This window comes from Halorubrum sp. SD690R (assembly GCF_005435035.1).
GTDB lineage: Archaea > Halobacteriota > Halobacteria > Halobacteriales > Haloferacaceae > Halorubrum > Halorubrum ezzemoulense.
The window spans coordinates 1-17,652 of record NZ_SGTV01000027.1 but is presented as its reverse complement, the minus strand read 5'-3'; the positions used below and the strand labels follow the sequence as shown (position 1 = coordinate 17,652).

Here is a 17,652-nt window from a genome sequence, read left to right as displayed (position 1 = left end):
AAATGGGTTCCGCACGGGCGGGCGACGTGACGGGCCGACCGCCGACCGGCTCGGCGCTTACTCCTCGCGGTCGACGCGCACCACGTCGACGAGCGAGTAGACCGGAACGCCGTCGATGTCGTCGTACCCCATCTTGTCGACGAGGACGACGCACGCGACCGGCTCGCCGCCCTGCTCGCGGATCGCGTCGATCGACTCCCGCATCGTCGTCCCGGAGGTGATGATGTCGTCGACGACGTAGCAGTCGCGGTTCCGGATCGCGGCGAAGTTCCGCGAGAAGCCGCCGCCGTGCTCGTCGATGTCGCCCTCATCCCACTGGTGTTTCGCGGGGGCGTACGTACCGAGGTCGGTGTCGAGCCGGTCGGCGACCGCGGTCGCGAGCGGCGCGCCCGCCTTCTCGATGCCGACGGTCAGGTCGACCGCCTCGCCCTGTTTGGCCAGCAGGTCCGCCATCGCGCTCGCCGCGAAGCCGAGGCGGGTCGAGTCGCGCCCGAGCGCCGACCAGTCGACGTGGATGTCGGCCGACGCCGCCGCGTCCGCGGCCGCCTCGTCCGTCTCGGCGCCGCCGCCGCGCTCGACCAGCCAGCTCGCCGTCTCGCGGGAGACGTTCAGTTCGTCCGCGATCTCTCCCTTCGAGAGCCCCCGCTCCGCGAGCTCGGCAGCGCTGTCGATGAGGTCGTCAACGTTCTTCATACGCGGCAAATTCGACCGCCGTTTTAATAGTCGTGTCGTCATCCGCGAACGCGGCCTCGAAGTCGTCGAGCCCGTGGACGCCGGTCACGAGATCATCGAGGAACCCGTCGGAGAGTCGCGAGAGCGACTCGACGGCCGACTCGAAGTGCCCGTACCCGGAGTTGACGCTGCCGACGAGCGCCTTGTTGTGGAGGACGAACTCCCGGTGGAGCCGGCCGCCGTCGATTTCGAACTCCCAGTCCCCCGGGACGCCGAGGAGCGCGCCGACGCCGTTGGGCGCGAGCGCCTCGATCGTCTCGAAGGCGTGGGGCGCGTAGCCGGTCGCCTCGAAGACGAGGTCCATCGGTTCGTACACCTCTGGCACCTCCGGGATCGCGGTGTCGTTGGAGTTCACGTACGTCGCTCCGAGCGACTCGATTATCTCGATCGTCGGGTCGGGGCGCTCGCGCCGTCCGAGACAGTAGATCCGGTCGAACGACTCGTCGAGGGTCGCCACGGTCAGCAGGCCGAGCGACCCGTTCCCCAGCACGAGCGCCGACTCGGGCTCCCAGTGGAACGCCGACCGGCTGGCGTACGCGTGCTCGATCGCCTTCTCCGCGATCGAGACCGGTTCGACGAGGAAGCCCCAGTCGGCGAGCGCCGGGGGGATCTCGACGAGAAACTCGGCCGGGCTGGTGAAGTACTCCGCCATGAACCCGTGCGCCCCGACGATGCCCCGCTCGTGGTACTCGCCGTCCGGCGCCATGTCGGGCTCGCCGCGCGCGAAGTACTCGTTGGCGCCGTTCGGCGGGCGGCGGACCGTCGGGACGACGACATCGCCGACCTCGAACGGCGTGTCGTTCGGCTCCTCGATCACGCCGACGGCCTCGTGACCCAACACGAGGTGGTCCTCGCCCGCGGGCGCCCCGCCGTGTCCGCCGGCGATGACCTCGTGGTCGGTCCCGTCGACGCCGACCCGGAGCGTCCGAACCAGCGCCTCGCCGGGCGCGGGCTCCGGTCGCGGTCTCTCTGTCACGACCGGTTCGTCGGCTCCCTCGTAGACGGCAATCGCGTCCATACCACGACCCAAGCGGTCGGCCCTCAAAAGATTTTTTTTATTTCGAGTAAACACGCGTGGGGACTCCACCGTGGAGTTTTCACCCGGTCGGCCGTACTCGCTGGCGTGTGTACACTGACTCTGGCGTGGCGGACGTTTGGCGACGCCCCCGTCGCGCTCGCCGCCACCCGCGACGAGGCGCACGACCGCCCGAGCGAACCGCCGGCACTCCGAGAGGGCGACGGCGATAGCGGGCAGGGTGACGGCGGAGACGACGGCGAGGGGTTCGACGGCGGCGGCCGGTACGTGGCCCCGCGCGACGCCGAGGCCGGCGGTACGTGGATCGGCCTCTCCGAGGACGGTCTCGTCGTCGCCGTCACGAACCGCTGGCTCGACGCCGACCGCGAGGGCGACCGCTCCCGTGGGCTGCTCGTGCGCGACTGCCTGACGGCCGCCTCCGCGGAGGACGCGGTGCGGACCGTCGAGCGCGAACTCGACGAGCGCGCGTACGACGGCTTCAACCTCGTCCTCGCCGACGACCGCGCGGCGTTCCTCTTGGCGTACGACGGCGGCCTCGCCGTGACCCGGCTCGACCCGGGCGTCCACGTGATCGGCAACGTCGGCGGCGTGGTCAACGGGACGGAGCGGTTCGCGGTCCCCGAGCGACGCCGGGAGTTCGGCGAGGAGCGGGCCGACAGCACGAGGCGGATCGCGGCCGCGCTCGCCCCGGAGCCGGGGGAGTCGGGAGCGTCGTGGCTCGACCGCGCGAGCGCCGTCCTCGCGGACCACGAGTACGGCGCCTGCCTCCACGGCGACGGGTTCGGAACGCGCTCGTTCACCCGGATCCGGACCGGCGGCGACCCCGCCGTCGCGTACGCCGACGGACCGCCCTGCGAGACGCCGGCCGAGGCGGTGCCGCTCCCGGCCGACTTCGCGACGGGCCGGGCGTAGCGGGGCGGAGCGGAGCGTACCCCGGCCGCCGTGCGACTCGGTACCGAGACGGGCGGGACGTTTTTACCTCGGAGACGGACGTAGCGGTCATGCGGCTCCTCGTCTTCGGCGACCTCCACCTGAAGCCCGCGGCCGACGACTACGACCTCGCCGCGGTGTCGCCGCCGGCGGACGTCGACGCCGCGCTCGTCCTCGGCGACCTCACGCACCACGCGGGCGACGACGATGCCGAGCTGGCCCGCCGGTTCATCGGGCGACTCGCGCCGGACGTGCCGGTCGTCTACGTCCCGGGGAACCACGACCCAGCGCCGATGCCGAGGGAAGTGGTCGACACCGCTCTCGGGGCCACCGCGGAGCACCTGAGCGCGCGGACGCTCGGGAACCTCACCGTGGTCGGGTGGGGCTGCGAGCGCCGGTCGCTCGCCCCGTCGCTCCCGCAGACCGACTTCGACGCGCTCGACCCGCGGACGGCCCCTCGCGAGGACCGGAGACACGCCGCCGACCGTCTCGCGGACGACCTGCTCGACGCGTGTCACCGCGTCGTCAGCGGAGCGGCGTCGACCGAGGAGGTCGCCGCGTCGCTGGGCATCGCGGACGAGGAGGCGGTCGCGTTCCACCGCGGCATGGCCGAAATCGAGACGACGTACGAGCGGCTTTCGGACCGCCTGCGGCGCCGTTCCGACGTGCTGCTCGCGACGCACGTGCCGCCGTTCGGTACGTCCTTCGATCGCCACCACGCGGTCGGTACGCGCGAGACGGACCGCGAGCACCTCCACACCGGGTCGATTGCGCTCGCCCTCGCGGTCCGAGACCACGACGTGTTCGCCGCGTTCAGCGGTCACTCGCACGCGTTCGGGTACGACCCCGGTGACGGCGACGGCGGTCGACCGCACCTGCTCAACCTCGGCTTCCGCGGCGTCGGCGTCGTGACTGTCGGCCCGGCGCGGGGAGAGTTCGCGTTCACGCGCTGGTGAGGCGGCGCTCGCGCGGGCTCGGGGCGGGCCGAGCGGAAGGCCAGTTTTAACCGATTCGGGAGGCGTGAGAGAGTATGAGCGCGTCTGAAATCGAGTCCGACCTGTCGGCGGACGAGCGCGCCGGTCTCGAACTCATCCGCGAGACCGGCGGCATCCACCAGAGCGACTTCTGGAAGGAACTCGATGTCTCGTCGCGGAAGGGGAGCCGCATCGCCGATGCGTTAGAGCAGTCGGGCCTGATCCAGCGGGAGGACACCGTCTACAACGGCCACAACACCTACTACCTGGAGCCCGCCCCGCGCGACCTCGACTTCTCGCTGCTTATGGCCGACGACATGCTCTCGCCGTTCATCGGCGAGGAGGAGGTCGACGCACAGGCGGACGCCTTCTCGCAGTGGATGATGAACCTCGCGTACGAGGAGTACTGAGGCCGGCGGCGGGCGACTCTGCGCCGCCCCGCTTCGAATACGGTCCTGCCAGTTTCATCGACGTTCGCGGCCCACCGCCGCCCCGAGGGTTTTACTCGATCGGATCCGGATCGATCCCGTATGAACAGGGCCCTCCCGCTCGCACTCGGCGTCGGCGTCGTCCCCGCGCTCGGCGTGTACGCGCTGGTCTCGTCGGTCCCGACCGCGCTCGGAACCGCCGCCGTCTACGTCGGCGCGGCGTACTTCTACTTCGCGTTCGACATCTCGCTGCTCGCCGCCGCACCGCGGTTCGACGACCGCAGCGACAGGCTCGGGTACGGCGTCGGCCTCTTCGGACTGAGCGTCACCCCGATCCTGTTCGCGCAGTCCGCCGGCGGCGGCGACGCGACGGTGTTCGGCTTCGTGATCGCGTTCTTCGGCGCGGTCGCCTTCCTCACCCTCAGCGAACAGGCGCGCCGCCGTCGCGGCGGCGGAGAATGAGACCGCGGCGGCGCTCGGCCGCGGTCAGAGGAACAGGACTCCGAACAGTGCGATCCCGACCGCCAGCGTCAGTATCAGCACGCTGCGGCCGATCCCGGACTTGAGCTCGACGTCGCTGCCGACGCGTCGGACGGCCGCCTGCGGGTCGGTGACCGTCCGGACGGTCGCCGTCGTGAGCCCGACGACGGCGCGGTCGACGGCGGCGTAAAGCTCCGTGACGCCGACCACGAGCCCGCGGGTGCCGTAGAACACGGCGGGGTTGTACAGCGAGTCGACGTCCGGGACCCGCCCCAGCTTCGAGAGCGGCTTCTTGGTGAGCGCGAAGCCGATCAGGCCGAGGACGGCGAGGGCGACGCCTTCGATCAGGTGGTCGACGGTGTACGTCTTGTACACCTTCTCGACGACGGCCTCGCTCGTCACGTCGAACGGGAGGATCCCGAACAGTCCCACGTCGGCCGGGACGACCGCCGCGAGCGGCGAGGTAGGAACGAGGACGCCGTAAGCGACGCAGAGCACCGCCACCGCGCCCATCGCGACGCTCTGCCCCCGGTTGGCGTCCCGCACGTCGCCGTCGTAGCTCCCGTGGAAGAACGCGTAGTAGCCGAACTTGATGAACGACATGAACGTCCCGATCCCGCCGAGCAGGAGCAGCCATTCGAGCGTATGGAAGTCGCCGATCGGGAGCGGGCCCTTCGGGAAGGTGTAGTGGCTCCCGGAGATGATGATCCCCTTGCTGACGAACCCGTTGAACCCGGGGAACCCCGCGATCGACAGCGCGGCGATCGTGAACGCGCCGGCGGTGACCGGCATGTCGCGGGCCAGCCCGCCCAGCTTCTTCAGGCTCTCCTCGCCGGTCCGGTAGACGACGACGCCGGCCGTCATGAAGAGCAGCCCCTTGTAGAGGATGTGGTTGAACACGTGGGCGAACGCGCCGGCCTGCGACAGGGCCGACCCGATGCCGACGCCGGCAATCATGTAGCCGACCTGCGACTGGATGTGGTACGAGAGCAGCCGCCGCATGTCGTTCTGGAACAGCGCGAACGTCGCCCCGAACACGGCCATCCCGCCGCCCATGTAGGCGATCGCGACGTGCCCGTCGGGGAACGCCCGGTACATCCCGTAGACGCCCGTCTTGGTCGTGAACACGCAGAGGAAGACGCTGGCGGCGATGTGCGGGCGCGGATACGTGTCGGGGAGCCACGCGTGGAGGCCGATGAACCCGACGTTGACGCCGATGCCGACGGCGGCGAGCGCGGCCGGGAGCCCTGCCACGATCCCCGCCGTCTCGGGGCCGCCCGGCACCGTGGCGAACAGGAAGGTCCCCTTCGCGACGTAGTTACCGAGTATCGCCGCCATCAGCAGCGTCCCGCCGAGGCCGTGGAGCAGCGCGTACCGGAAGCCGGCCCGGACCGCCTCGCCGCGGTAGTGCCAGACGAGCAGCGTGCTGGTGACGGCCATCAGCTCCCAGAAGAACAGCAGCGTGAGCCAGTCGCCGGCGAACACCGCGCCGAAGCTCGTCGCGACGTAGGAGAACGCGAACGCGGTCTGAATGCTCTCGGCCTCGCTCGCGTACGAGTAGAGGACGGCGACGACGCCGATGATCCCGAATATCAGCCCCATGAGACGCGAGAACTCGTCGACGTTGAGCAGGACGGCGTCGAAGCCGAGGAACGTGGCCTGGAGGTGCGCGCCCGCCGGGACGGTCCACGCCCAAGCCACTGCGACCCCGGACGCGGCGACGCCCAGCGCGTGCCCGACGCGGCAGGGCGTGAGGGCGATCAGCGCGGCGATGACGAGGAGGACCGGACCGGGCGGGAGGGCGGTGAGCGCGGCGGTCATCAGCCCATCACCCCCGGGAGCGAACCGACGACGGTCTCGATTATCCGGAGGAACACCGCCGTCCGCGGGACGACGCCGAGCAGGACCGAGAGGCTCGCGGCCGTCAGGATCGGCCCGAGCATGAACCACGTGCTCTCGGCGCCGCGCCAGCCACGAACGTCCCACCCGCCCGCCGGCGGGCCGCCGTGGTGGTCGTCGTGACCCTCGTGCGTCGCCGCCTCGTGGTCATCGCCGTGCGCTGCGGTCTCGTCAGCGCTCGCGTGCGTCGCGGCCTCGTGGCCGCCGTCGGCGCGGGGGCTCCCGCGGCCGCCGAGCGCCGCGGTCACGAGCGGCTTCTTGTCGTGCCCGTCCGGTGACTCGAAGTACGCCTGGTACACGATCGGCCAGAAGTACGCGATGTTGAGGACGCCGGACACCAGCAGCGCGCCGGCAAACACGAGGCCGCCGCCCTCCAGGGCGCCGATGACGATGTACCACTTGCTGACGAACCCGGCTATCAGCGGGATGCCGGCCATCCCCGCGGCTGCGACGGCGAACGCCGCCATCGTCAGCGGCATCCGGTCGCCGATGCCGGCCATGTCGCTGATGTCGTCCGTGTGGGTCTCGACGTGGATTGCGCCCGCACAGAAGAAGAGGGTGAGCTTCATGAACGCGTGCGCCGGGATGTGGAGCAGCCCGCCGACGAGCGCCTCACCCTCCAGCAGCGCGAGCCCGAGGACGATGTACGACAGCTGGCTGATCGTCGAGTACGCCAGCCGCCGCTTGAGGTTGTCCTGCCGCAGTGCGATGACGCTCGCGGTCAGGAGCGTGATCGCGGCGACGACCGCGAGCGGCGCCGCCACGCCCAGCTCCGCCATCGTCTCCGTGCCGAACACGTCGAGCACGACGCGGGCGATGCCGAAGATGCCGCTCTTGACGACCGCGACCGCGTGGAGCAGCCCCGAGACCGGCGTCGGCGCGACCATCGCGTCGGGGAGCCACGAGTGGACCGGCATCAGCGCCGCCTTGACGCCGAACCCGCCGGCGAGGAGGCCGAACGCCACGCGCGCCAGCGTCGGGTCCGAGCCGGCGAGCGCCTCGATCCCGCCCGGCGTGAACGCCGTGGTGCCCGTCAGCACGTAGACGAGCGCGGTCCCGCCGAGCACGGCCACGCCGCCGCCGAAGGTGTACGTGAGGTACTTCCGGCCGGCCGCGCGGGCCTCGTCGGTCTCGTCGTGCGTGACCAGCGGGTACGTCGACACCGTCAGCAGCTCGTAGAAGACGAACAGCGTGACAAGGTTCGCCCCGAACGCGACCCCGACGGCCGAGGCGAGGCTCGCGGCGAACGAGGCGAAGTAGCGGGTCTGCGCGTGTTCGCTCAGTCCGCGCATGTACCCGATGGAGTAGAAGCTCGTGACGATCCACAGGAGGCTCGCGAGCAGCGCGAACAGGATCCCGAGGGGGTCCGCGCGGAGCACGAGCGAGATACCGTCGCCCAGCTCGCCGATCCGCGTGACGTAGGTGGTCCCCGAGAGGACGCCGGGGACCATGCTGGCGACGAGGGCGAACTTCGTCGCGGCGACGGTGAGGGTGACGCCCTCACGGACGTTCGGCCGCGATCGGAGCGAGAGGATGACGGGGATGGCCACGGCCGACACGAGCACGGCGAACAACGGTCGAAGAGAGGTGACGTCGGTCATTGGAGCATCAGCTCGAACACGGTCATGTCGATCAACTGGTCTATCACCGGGACGGCGGCCGCGAGTCCCACGGCGAGGACGGCGGCGACGACGACGGTCACGATCATGGCCGTCGAGACGCGCTCACCCCCGTCGGCGGCGACCGCCTCCGGCGCGATGGTTGCCTCGGCGAAGTAGAGCCGTTCGGCGAGCCGCGCGAAGTACGCCAGCGTCAGCAGCGTGCTCGCCAAGAGGACGGCGACCACCGGCCAGGACCCGGCGTTCACCGCGCCGAGGACGATGTACCACTTCCCCATGAACCCGACGGCCGGCGGAACGCCGACCATCGCGAGCGCCAGCAGCGTGAAGGCGCCGGTGGCGGCCGGCGCGCGACCGGCGATCCCGGCGTACCCGCCGACCGTCGTCGCGCCGGTCTTCCGCTCGATGATCCCGGTCGCGGCGAAGAGGCCGCCCTTCATCACCGCGTGCCCGACGAGGTGGACGGTCGCGCCGACGACCGCCAGCGGCGTCGCGATCGCGAATCCGGCGATCACGAGGCCGAACTGCGACACCGACGAGTACGCCAGCATGCGCTGAACGTCGGACTGCGCGACGGCGAGGGCGCTCCCGGCGACGATGCTGACGCAGGCGACGGCGACCAGCGCCTGGCGCGCGATCGGAACCGCCTCAAGGAAGTCGACCGTGAACACGGAGAACAACACGCGCGCCAGGGCGTACGCAGAGACCGTGGAGACGAGCGCCGAGATGAACGCGCTCACGCTGTCCGGCGAGTCCGCGTACGCGTCGGGTTGCCAGGTGTGGATCGGGAACAGCGCGACCTTCACTAAGAGTCCGGCGACGATCAGGCCGAACGCGGTTAAGACGAGCGTCGAGTCGTATCCCGCGGCGGCGAGTTTGTCGCTGAGGTCCGCCATGTTCAGCGTGCCAGTGGCGGCGAGCGCGTAGCCGACGCCGAGCAGGTACAGCGACGCGCCGATGGTTCCGATGATGAGGTATTTCAGGGCCGCGACGGCGGACCGGGCTCCGGGGCCGCTCGCGACCAGCCCGTACGCCGCGAGCCCGGTGATCTCGAGGAAGACGTACAGGTTGAACACGTCGCCGGTCACGGTCATCCCGGACAGGCCGGCGACGAGGAGCAGGAACTGCGAGTAGAACGAGTTCTCGTGGGGGCCCGCGTGACGTGCGTACGCGAGTACGCCAAGCGAGACCGCGCTGATGAGGGCGACGAGTAGGATCGTCAGTCCGTCGGCGACGAGTTCGATCCCGTAGGGGGCGACGAACCCGCCGACCGCGTACCGAACGACCCCGTCGGTCCAGACGGTCCACGCGAGCGCGCCGGCGAGCGCGGCGTGCCCGAGGGCCGTCGCCGTCGCGACCGCCCAGCCGACGCGGTCGTAGCGGAGACTGGCCAGCGGCGGGACCGCGGCGCCGAGGATCGGCAGGACGACCAACAGGACGATCAGGTGGTCAATCATGGTAGAGTTCCTCCAGGGTGTGCTCGTCGAGCGTGCCGTACTCGGAATAGACGCGCACGACCAGTGCGAGCGCCACCGCGGTCAGGCTCACGCCGACGACGATGGCGGTCAGGATGAGCACGTGCGGCAGCGGGCTCACGTACGGGCCGGCGCCCTCGGTGACGACCGGGGGATTGCCGCCTGCGCGGTACGCGAGCGTGATGAAGAACAGGAAGATCCCGGTCTGGAACACGTTCATCCCGATCACCTTCTTCACGAGGTTCCTGGATTCGATCACGGTGTACAGCCCGATCCCGAGCAGCAGGACGACCGCGTAGTAGTTGTAGTGCGTCGTGAGTAAGTCGAGTGTCATGAGGAGTCCCCCTCGGCGACGCCGTCGAAGCCGGCCGCGAGCAGGAAGAATAGCCCGATCGCGACAGCGGCGACGATGGCGCCGATGCCGAGTTCGACGAGTTCGATTGCGTACTTGATCGCGTGGCCGAACAGCGCCTCGAACTCCGCGTACTGGAGGAACTGTCCGCCGAGCGCCATCGCGCCGAGACCGATCCCGACGAACGCGAACACGCCCCCGGAGGCCAGCGCGGAGACGACGCGGACGTCGAGCCACTGACGGGTCGAGTCGATGCCGTACGCGAAGGCGAGCATCATCACCACGGACCCGGCGATGACGCCGCCCTGGAACCCGCCGCCGGGCGAGTCGGCCCCGTGGAACATGATGAACAGCGCGAACGTGAGGATGAACGGGGCGACCAACCGGACGGTGGTCATGATGATCGTCGACTCGACGTACAGCCCGGGCCCCTCGTCGTCGCCCGCCGCCGGGTCCGCGTCGCCGGTGCTCATGCCACCACCTCGCGGCGCAGTACTGACAGCGTGACGACGACGGCGCTGAAGACGACCACGCCCTCGCCGAGCGTGTCGAAGCCGCGGTACGCGGCGAGGACGGCCGTCACGGCGTTTTTGACCTCGGTCTGGGCGTACGCGTTCTCGAGGTAGTACTGGGTCACCTCGCCGCCGACGACCGCCGAGTTCGGGTCGCCGATGGCCGGGAGCGCGGGGACCGTCGCGCCGACGAGCAGGACGAACCCGGCGACGAGCGCCGCCGTCTGCCACCCGATCGACTCGAACAGGCGGTCGACGTCCGGCGAGGCGGTGTTCGACAGCGCCAGCAGGAACAGCACGGTCATGATGCCGGCGCCGACGGCCGCCTCCGTGAGCCCGACGTCGGGCGCCTGAAGCACGAGCCAGAGCACCGAGACGCCGAGGCTGTACGCCGCGAACGCCATCACCGCCGCCAGCGTGTCCTTCAGCAGGGCCGCGCCGACTGCGCAGCCGAGGACGAACACCAGCAGCACGGCTTCGATCAGCGAGAGCGTCATGGCTCGTCACCCTCGTCGGCGGTCCACGGTTCGATTCCCTGGTCCTGCGCCGCGCGGGCGACGGCGTGTGCTGCCGTCGGGTTCGTGATGAACATGAACAACAGGAGGAAGACGGACTTCGCCGTCGAGAGCCCCGACTGGAGCGCGAGCGCGGCGGCGGCGATCGCGAGGATCGCCCCCAGCGTGTCGCTCTTCGAGGCGGCATGCGAACGGGTGTAGACGTCCGGCAGTCGGACGAGGCCGACCGCGGCGACGCCGCCGAAGAAGGCCCCGGCGAGCGCGAGGGCGACGATGCCCCACTCGGTCGGCGTCATAGCACACCCCCGCGCTCGACGTTGAACTTCGAGAACGCTATCGACAGGAGGAAGTTCAGCAGGGCGTACACGAGCGCCACGTCGAGGAACGTCGACTGCTGGAACGCCGCGGCCACGAGCGTGATGGCGATGACGGTGTTCGTCCCGGCGACGTTCACCGCGATGACGCGGTCGTGGGTCGTCGGCCCGTCGTACACCCGGTACAGCGCGACGACGGCGAAGAGGACGAAGGCCGCCGCGATGGCCAGCAGCGCGGTCTCGAACTCAACCATCTCGACCCTCCCCGGCGTCGCCGCGTTCGCGCGGCGTCGGGATCCGGGCTGCCGCGCGGCCGTAGAAGACGAACCGAACCGCGCGCTCTAACCCGCCGTCGAAGAGGTCCGCGCGCGAGTCGGCGGTCAGCGAGTGGATGTCGAACGAGCGCTCGGAGACGTTGACGGTCAAGGTACCGGGCGTGAGGGTGATGCTGTTCGCGAGCGTCGTCACCGCGCCGTCGCCCCAGACCGCGGCGCGGAGCTGAACGACCTCCGGGTCGATCGGCATGTCGGGGTGGAGGACGACGTACGCGACCTGAAGGTTCGCGACCGCGATCTCCTTGACCAGGTACGGAGCGTACACCAGCAGTCGGGCCAGCCGGCGGAGCGTCACCCCGAGCGGCGCGGAGCGGTTCGCCACGACCGGCGCGAGGACGAGGGAGACGATCGACGCCGTCACGAAGCCGGTGAAGAAGTCGAGCGGCTTCCAGGCGCTCAGCGACATGTAAAACAGGTACGAGACGACGAAGACGGAGAGGTACTTCGACAGCGACGCCGCGCGGGCGAGCACCGCCCCCTCGGTCGGTCGGTCGACCGGCGCCGTCTCGACCGGCACGTCGCCGCGGGCCAGCTCCACCGACATCGGCTGGAGCATCGACGCGGTGCCGCCGGGCTTGTACTCCGGGTCGACGACGATCCGGTCGATACCCGCCGCGGCCGCGTACTCGAGGAGCGCGTCGGCGTAGTCGCCCGGGCTGAACAGGTACCGGTCGGTTCCGACGGTGTCGGTGACGACGGTGAGCCACCCGGGGGCATCGGCCGCACCGGCGGGCGCTTCGCCGTCGGCGTCCGCCTCGGACTCGCCCGCCGCGTCCGCCTCTCGGTCCTCCCGAGCGACGACCGTCCCCTCGGCCGTCTCCTCCTCGACCCAGAGGGCGACGCGTTCCAACTGTTCGCGGGCTGTGCCGAGCTCCGTCGGGGCGTCGGGGCTGACGGCCTGCGTCCGAGCCGCGAGGACCAAGTGAATCTCGACCGGCGCCGGGGCCGTCTCGGTCGCCGAGTCGACGACGTACGAGACAGTGTCTCGGAGGCTGTCCGAGTCGCCGACGGGAACGAGTATTCGGCGGGCGTCTGTGTCTGACATGTGTGAACTGTCTCTCACGTCTTCGTGTGAAAAACGCGAGACTATCCAGTGTGGCAAAACAATGGCAAAGTCAAAACTATTTCGTTATCCCACGGTTTCGCTCTCGGATCGCCCGAGGACGCCGGCGAGTTCGTCGGCGACGCGGGCGCCGAGCCCGTCCTTATCACCGACGAACTCGCGGGTGTCCCCTCGGCCGACGAGCAGCGCCCGCGTCGCCTCCTCGCCCATCACGCTCGCGTCGTTGGCGACCACGAACGAGAGCCCCACGCGGTCGCGGATGCGCTCCGCTTCCGCCACCATCGCCGCGTCGTCGCCCGACGTCTCGGCCTTGAAGCCGACGATCGGGAGGTCGGGATACGCCTCGCGCACCGAGTCGATGAGCTTCGGCGTCGGCCTGAGATCGACCGACAGCGGCGATCCGGACCGGATCTTCTCGTCGACGGCGTCGGCGGTGAAATCCGAGATGGCGGCCGCGGACACCAGCGCGTCCGCGGTCGCGGCGGTCCGCCGACAGGCGTCCATCATCTCGTCGGCGGTCTCGACGGCGACCACGTCGGCGTAGGGGACCTCGGGGCCGTCCTGAACGAGCGTCACGCGCGCACCGCGGACGTAGCACGCCCGCGCCAGGGCGCGGCCCGTCTTCCCCGACGCGCGGTTCGTCAGGATGCGGATCGGGTCGATCCGCTCCTTCGTCGCGCCCGCGGTGACGACGATATGCGCGTCCGAGAGGGTCTGGGGCGTCGTCGCGCGGGCGGTCTCCGTGACGATGTCTTCCTCGGCGGCGATCTTCGCTTTCCCCTCCTCGATACGCGGGTCCGCGAAGCGGATCCCCCACGACTCCAAGCGGTCGAGGGCGTCGAGGACGCCCGGGTGGTCGTACATCGGCTCGTGCATCGCCGGGGCCATCACGACCGGTACGTCCGCGCCGAGCGCGGTCGTCGCACAGGTCGTCACGGGCGTGTCGTCGACGGCCGCGGCGATCTTCCCCGCGGTGTTGGCGGTCGCGGGCGCGAGCAGGAGCACGTCGGCCCACCCCTCCCGGCCGCATAACTCGACGTGTTCGACGCTGCCGGTGATCTCCGTGACGACCGGCTCGTCGGTCGCGAAGTCGACCGCCCACGGGTGGACGATGTTCGTCGCCGCCGGGGACATGACGGCGCGGACGCTCGCGCCGTGGCGGCGCAGTTCGTGCGCGAGTTCGACGACCTTCACCGCCGCGATGCTCCCCGAGACGCCGAGCGCGACGTTGACCCCGTCCAGCATTACCGAGACCGTTCCCCCCGCGACGGCTTATAAGATGCCGTTGCGGAGCGACCCGAGTGACCGATCGCGACGTGGTGTCCCGAGATTCATTCATAAACATGCGGTGCGGTGGCGCGTGCCTGCGAGCGGCCGCCCCCGGCGGCCGCGAGACAGGACGCGCGAGGGAGTCCGTGGTCCGGAGCGAAGCGGAGGACCACCGACAGGGCGAGAGCCCCGCTCTCGCTTACAACCGGACGTCGTCCGGTGACGAGGCTGGGGAGGCGTGAGGCGCGGTTGCTGTGCGGGCGGGGCTTTGGAGGAGTCCGCCACTGATCCGCGGTTAGCCATCTATAAATGAGCGAGTGAGCCTTCGGGAACGATCGCCTCGTGAGTGGACCCGAATTACTCTACATCGGTGTTGTAATACCCGAACAGGAAAACGACAAACCCGAATATCAGCCAGAATAGCAGGCTCGGATTCAAGAAAACGTCCGGTGAAAATTCCTCGGAGGATATAATCGTATACCAAATGGGGACGCTAATAATCAGACCGAGACTTCCGAGAAGCATAATTCTGACGTGCCCGTTCATTGTGTCAAATTCGGTTTCCGACTGCCAGTAATCCGATCTCGGGATAAACGAGCGGATCTGCGAGCGTCCTGAACTACGGGGATTAACCGCCCGCCATTTAAACCCCGAACGTCGCGCGCAGCATGTCCCGCGTCCCGGGGCCCAGCCCGACGGCCAGCACGGTAATCAACAACAGCAGCGTGTAGCGCGGCGACTCCGCCTTCATCTCGCCGTTGAACACCCAGACGACGAACGTCGCGGCCGCCAGCTTCACGAGGAGGAACGGCCACGCGTCGCCGGTGACGGCGAGGATCGAATCGGGGAGCAGCCGCCCGGTCCAATCGACGATGAGCGCGTTGACGACGTGTTTCGGGACGAGGTTCGCGGTGCCGGTCAGTGCGGGCATCCAGTTGAGCCCGATTACGTTCGCGACGCCGTCGACCGCGTGTCCCCAGATGATCACGACCCCCGCCGCGCCGGTCCCCTGTCGAATCGTCGGAATCCGGCGCGTCGCGAGCGCCCACGTGCCCGCGGTCGCGGCGGTCGCGACGGCGAGCGTCGGGACGAGCACCTGCGGGTAGAACGTGACGTAGCCGGTCGTGGCCGCGAGGTACGCGAGGTAGCCGACCGCGAGCGCGAGCCCCGCGGCGCCCGACCCAAACAGCGGGCGCGCGTAGTCGTCGACGGCGCCGCGCCGTTCGAGCCCGTACGCCGCGAGGACGCACGCCAGCGTGAACAGGAACACGGTGAAGTAGATGAACGGGCTGATCAACACCGCGCTCGCCGGGAACGGGATCAGCGGCTCGGCGCCGGCGGCGGTCGCCGCGACCCCCGCGTCCTCGACCGTCCGCATCGCCCCGCCGAACAGCATGAACGGGAACAGCGCGTAGAAGAACCGGAGCTCCGTCGCGATGTCGAGCCGGCGGAGGAGGAAGACGACGCCGACCAGCATCGCCAACAGGATCACGACGTAGCTCACCGTCGAGAGGGTGGTGTACCCCGGAGCGGCGACGACCTCGCCCGCGCTCCGCGCCGACTGGCACGCCGCGCTGCTGCCGAGCAGCTCCGTGGTGCCGCCCGCCTCGCGGACGGCGCACTGCGCGCCCTCGCCGTCCGCGACCACCGGTCCCCAGAAGTAGCGCCAGAGGAACCGGTCGTAGACGACGCGCGGGAAGACGACCGACCCGATCGCCAAAAGCGCCGTGACCCCCCCGACGACTGCCGCCCACGCGCGCTCCGGGGACAGGTCGAACCCGTCCGCGACAGCTGTGCTCATGGTCACCGTTCGGAGAGGTCCCGAGTTGAGCGTTCCGGTCCCGGACGGCCGGAGGCCGGCGCGAACGGGCGACCGGAGGCCGACACGACCGAGCGGTCCCGACGACTGTCCACGCCCCGGGTCGAGTTATAACGGCGGTCCGGGCTGTTCGTAGTCGGTGCCGAGGATCACCATCGTCTGCGAGCGCGAGAATCCCTCGGTCTCCGCGATCCGTTCGAACATCAGCTCCCGGAGCCGGTCGGTGTCGGCCGCGACGACGCGGAGGATGACGTCCCACTCGCCGGTGGTGAGGTGTATCTCGCGCACGCCGTCGATTCCCCGGAGCCGTTCGAGCGCGTCCTCCTCGCGGCCCTGTTCGACTCGCAGGCCGACGAAGGCGCCGACGCCGTGACCGACCGCCTTCGGGTCGATGTCGGCGTGATACCCGCGGATGACGCCCGCCTCTTCGAGGCGGCTGACCCGGTCGTGGACGGTGGCGCTAGACATGTCGATCCGGCGTGCGACCTCCGAGAACGGGGTCCGCGCGTCCTCCTGGAGGATCCGCAGGATCGCCCGGTCCGTCTCGTCGAGTTCCATACTCCCGCTAGGAGCGGCGGAGGCTTTTGCCTTCCGGCGAGGGTTGTGCCCGGACTACGCCCCGTCCCCGTCGGCGAACGACCCCTCGCGGATCGCCGCCTCGGCGGCGTCGAGGGCCGCGTCCGCGTCGAACTCGTCGGCGATCCGCTCCAGTTCGGCTGGCGTCGCGTCCGCGAGGTCGCGCGCGTGAGCGGCGACGTTCGGCACCGCGCGCAGCAGGTTGTCGATTATCGGCACGTCGGCGGTCTGCGGCGAGCGGCTTCCCGGATTGAGATCGATCACGATCTCCGTCTTTCCCATCGCGTCGAGCGCGGCGGCGCGGTCGCCGTCCTCCAGCGGGACCACGACGGCGTCGGCCGACTCGATCCCGTCGGCGTCGACGACGCCGCGGGCGTGGTCGAGCCCGGGGATCTCGCCGTCGCCGGCGAGCCCCTTCACCTCGTCGGCGTCGTACTCCCGGAGGTGGTCAGCGATCCGCCGGACGCGCTCGTCGGTGTGGTTGAACAGGTTCACCTCCAAGTCCGCGTCGACCGCCTCCGCGAGGTCGACCGTCTCCGCCGGCGCGAGCGCCGCGACGTTCCCGTTCACCGAGATGACGGGCCGCTCCGCGAGCAGGAGCGTCGCGGCAGCGGCGCGCGCGGCCGCGTCGGCGCTCGGGAGCGTGCGCTCGCCGAGGAGGTAGTCGAACGCCTCGCCGCGCCCCTGCGCGATCAGCCCCTGCTTCGAGGTGATCCCTTGCTCGACGCCCGCCTCGATCCGGTGGCGCGTCACGAGCGACGCGTACCGCGGGTGGTCCTCGGGGATCTCCGTCTCCGTCATACGCGAGCGAGGCGACGCGCCGATTAAAGTGGACCGTTCGCGGCCGTCGCGTGCGGTCGGCGCGTCCACACGCACAACTGTTAACATAAACCACGGCGTAGCTCGGGACGGGATGGACCGCACTGGCAAGTACACTGTCGTCGACGCGTGCAACGACCACGGGGCGATCACGCTCCGCGAGTACCCGCGCAACGGGACGCTGTACGTCGTCGAGTACGACGACCCCGACGTGGAGGCCGAGCTGTCCGCGCTCGACGCCGGCTCGGTCGTCGAACTCGACCTCAGGCGGGCGGGCCGCCGGGGCAACGCGTGGTGCGCGGAGTCCGCGCGACCGGTCGAGACGGCGTAGCGAGCGACCGGTCGGGACGGCGCAGCGCAGTCGGTCCGACTCCCTCGGTCGCTCTTCAGTAGACTGGCGGAACCAGGAGCATTAGTGCCTCTGGCCCGGCAAAAGCGGGTATGCATGAAGACCGTCCTGCCTTCGGCCAGAGGCTATCGGAACTTGCGGAACTTGGGGTAATAG

The 17,652-nt window shown here is 70.0% G+C and carries 20 protein-coding genes; 5 read left to right on the top strand and 15 right to left on the bottom strand.

Features of this window, described 5'->3' with window-relative positions:
- Nucleotides 1-57 precede the first annotated feature (57 nt).
- On the bottom strand, nucleotides 58-693 hold the full coding sequence (gfcR, locus tag EXE41_RS14435; RefSeq protein WP_049930004.1) for a transcriptional regulator GfcR: 636 nt from the start codon (nucleotides 691-693) through the stop codon (nucleotides 58-60).
- Complete coding sequence (locus tag EXE41_RS14430) at nucleotides 680-1,750, bottom strand: glucose 1-dehydrogenase (protein ID WP_049930005.1); 1,071 nt, start codon at nucleotides 1,748-1,750, stop codon at nucleotides 680-682. The genes gfcR and EXE41_RS14430 overlap by 14 nt, the downstream gene beginning before the upstream one ends.
- A 105-nt stretch (nucleotides 1,751-1,855) precedes the next feature.
- Between EXE41_RS14430 and EXE41_RS14425 the strand changes: the two genes are divergently transcribed.
- From EXE41_RS14425 to EXE41_RS14410, 4 genes are all read left to right on the top strand, one after another.
- Nucleotides 1,856-2,680 (top strand): NRDE family protein, encoded by an 825-nt coding sequence (locus tag EXE41_RS14425; protein WP_086215346.1) that lies wholly within the window; start codon nucleotides 1,856-1,858, stop codon nucleotides 2,678-2,680.
- 89 nt (nucleotides 2,681-2,769) lie between these two features.
- Nucleotides 2,770-3,654 carry a metallophosphoesterase gene (locus EXE41_RS14420; RefSeq protein WP_137691367.1) on the top strand — a complete coding sequence of 295 codons (885 nt, stop codon included), beginning with the start codon at nucleotides 2,770-2,772 and terminating at the stop codon, nucleotides 3,652-3,654.
- 74 nt (nucleotides 3,655-3,728) lie between these two features.
- Nucleotides 3,729-4,082, top strand: coding sequence for a MarR family transcriptional regulator (locus EXE41_RS14415; RefSeq protein WP_137691366.1), 354 nt, complete (start codon nucleotides 3,729-3,731; stop codon nucleotides 4,080-4,082).
- A gap of 120 nt (nucleotides 4,083-4,202) precedes the next feature.
- A complete protein-coding gene (locus EXE41_RS14410) occupies nucleotides 4,203-4,562 on the top strand; it encodes a hypothetical protein (protein ID WP_049930011.1) in 360 nt (119 codons plus the stop codon).
- A gap of 24 nt (nucleotides 4,563-4,586) precedes the next feature.
- Here EXE41_RS14410 and EXE41_RS14405 read toward each other — a convergent pair whose 3' ends face one another.
- The 13 genes from EXE41_RS14405 to EXE41_RS14340 all read right to left on the bottom strand — a co-directional run bounded on the left by EXE41_RS14405 (nucleotide 4,587) and on the right by EXE41_RS14340 (nucleotide 17,129).
- A complete protein-coding gene (locus EXE41_RS14405; protein ID WP_137691365.1) occupies nucleotides 4,587-6,401 on the bottom strand; it encodes a Na(+)/H(+) antiporter subunit D in 1,815 nt (604 codons plus the stop codon).
- Nucleotides 6,401-8,080, bottom strand: a complete 1,680-nt coding sequence (locus EXE41_RS14400; protein WP_137691364.1) for a cation:proton antiporter — start codon at nucleotides 8,078-8,080, stop codon at nucleotides 6,401-6,403. The genes EXE41_RS14405 and EXE41_RS14400 overlap by 1 nt, the downstream gene beginning before the upstream one ends.
- Entirely contained in the window at nucleotides 8,077-9,555 is a 1,479-nt protein-coding gene (locus EXE41_RS14395) for a monovalent cation/H+ antiporter subunit D family protein (RefSeq protein ID WP_137691363.1), read from the bottom strand. Before EXE41_RS14395 ends, EXE41_RS14400 begins: the two co-directional genes overlap by 4 nt.
- The gene (locus tag EXE41_RS14390; RefSeq protein ID WP_049930017.1) at nucleotides 9,548-9,907 is read right to left on the bottom strand and encodes a cation:proton antiporter subunit C; all 360 of its coding nucleotides are present in this window, start codon (nucleotides 9,905-9,907) and stop codon (nucleotides 9,548-9,550) included. The genes EXE41_RS14395 and EXE41_RS14390 overlap by 8 nt, the downstream gene beginning before the upstream one ends.
- The gene (locus tag EXE41_RS14385; protein WP_049930018.1) at nucleotides 9,904-10,398 is read right to left on the bottom strand and encodes an MnhB domain-containing protein; all 495 of its coding nucleotides are present in this window, start codon (nucleotides 10,396-10,398) and stop codon (nucleotides 9,904-9,906) included. The genes EXE41_RS14390 and EXE41_RS14385 overlap by 4 nt, the downstream gene beginning before the upstream one ends.
- Nucleotides 10,395-10,934, bottom strand: coding sequence for a DUF4040 domain-containing protein (locus tag EXE41_RS14380; protein ID WP_086215351.1), 540 nt, complete (start codon nucleotides 10,932-10,934; stop codon nucleotides 10,395-10,397). The genes EXE41_RS14385 and EXE41_RS14380 overlap by 4 nt, the downstream gene beginning before the upstream one ends.
- The gene (gene mnhG, locus EXE41_RS14375) at nucleotides 10,931-11,248 is read right to left on the bottom strand and encodes a monovalent cation/H(+) antiporter subunit G (protein WP_049930022.1); all 318 of its coding nucleotides are present in this window, start codon (nucleotides 11,246-11,248) and stop codon (nucleotides 10,931-10,933) included. The genes EXE41_RS14380 and mnhG overlap by 4 nt, the downstream gene beginning before the upstream one ends.
- Nucleotides 11,245-11,520 (bottom strand): cation:proton antiporter, encoded by a 276-nt coding sequence (locus tag EXE41_RS14370; protein ID WP_049930024.1) that lies wholly within the window; start codon nucleotides 11,518-11,520, stop codon nucleotides 11,245-11,247. The genes mnhG and EXE41_RS14370 overlap by 4 nt, the downstream gene beginning before the upstream one ends.
- Nucleotides 11,513-12,646: a monovalent cation/H+ antiporter subunit E gene (locus EXE41_RS14365; RefSeq protein ID WP_089307821.1), complete on the bottom strand. Its 1,134-nt coding sequence runs from the start codon at nucleotides 12,644-12,646 to the stop codon at nucleotides 11,513-11,515. Before EXE41_RS14365 ends, EXE41_RS14370 begins: the two co-directional genes overlap by 8 nt.
- A gap of 84 nt (nucleotides 12,647-12,730) precedes the next feature.
- On the bottom strand, nucleotides 12,731-13,909 hold the full coding sequence (gene coaBC, locus EXE41_RS14360) for a bifunctional phosphopantothenoylcysteine decarboxylase/phosphopantothenate--cysteine ligase CoaBC (protein ID WP_137691362.1): 1,179 nt from the start codon (nucleotides 13,907-13,909) through the stop codon (nucleotides 12,731-12,733).
- A gap of 667 nt (nucleotides 13,910-14,576) precedes the next feature.
- Nucleotides 14,577-15,734, bottom strand: a complete 1,158-nt coding sequence (locus EXE41_RS14350; protein WP_137691361.1) for a DUF63 family protein — start codon at nucleotides 15,732-15,734, stop codon at nucleotides 14,577-14,579.
- Between the two features lie 126 nt (nucleotides 15,735-15,860).
- On the bottom strand, nucleotides 15,861-16,310 hold the full coding sequence (locus EXE41_RS14345) for an Lrp/AsnC family transcriptional regulator (protein WP_006113217.1): 450 nt from the start codon (nucleotides 16,308-16,310) through the stop codon (nucleotides 15,861-15,863).
- Nucleotides 16,311-16,364: 54 nt separating this feature from the next.
- Complete coding sequence (locus EXE41_RS14340) at nucleotides 16,365-17,129, bottom strand: phosphopantothenate/pantothenate synthetase (protein ID WP_094583202.1); 765 nt, start codon at nucleotides 17,127-17,129, stop codon at nucleotides 16,365-16,367.
- A gap of 112 nt (nucleotides 17,130-17,241) precedes the next feature.
- Here EXE41_RS14340 and EXE41_RS14335 point away from each other — a divergent pair, with 112 nt between their 5' ends.
- The gene (locus EXE41_RS14335) at nucleotides 17,242-17,478 is read left to right on the top strand and encodes a hypothetical protein (protein WP_049930038.1); all 237 of its coding nucleotides are present in this window, start codon (nucleotides 17,242-17,244) and stop codon (nucleotides 17,476-17,478) included.
- Nucleotides 17,479-17,652 lie beyond the last annotated feature (174 nt).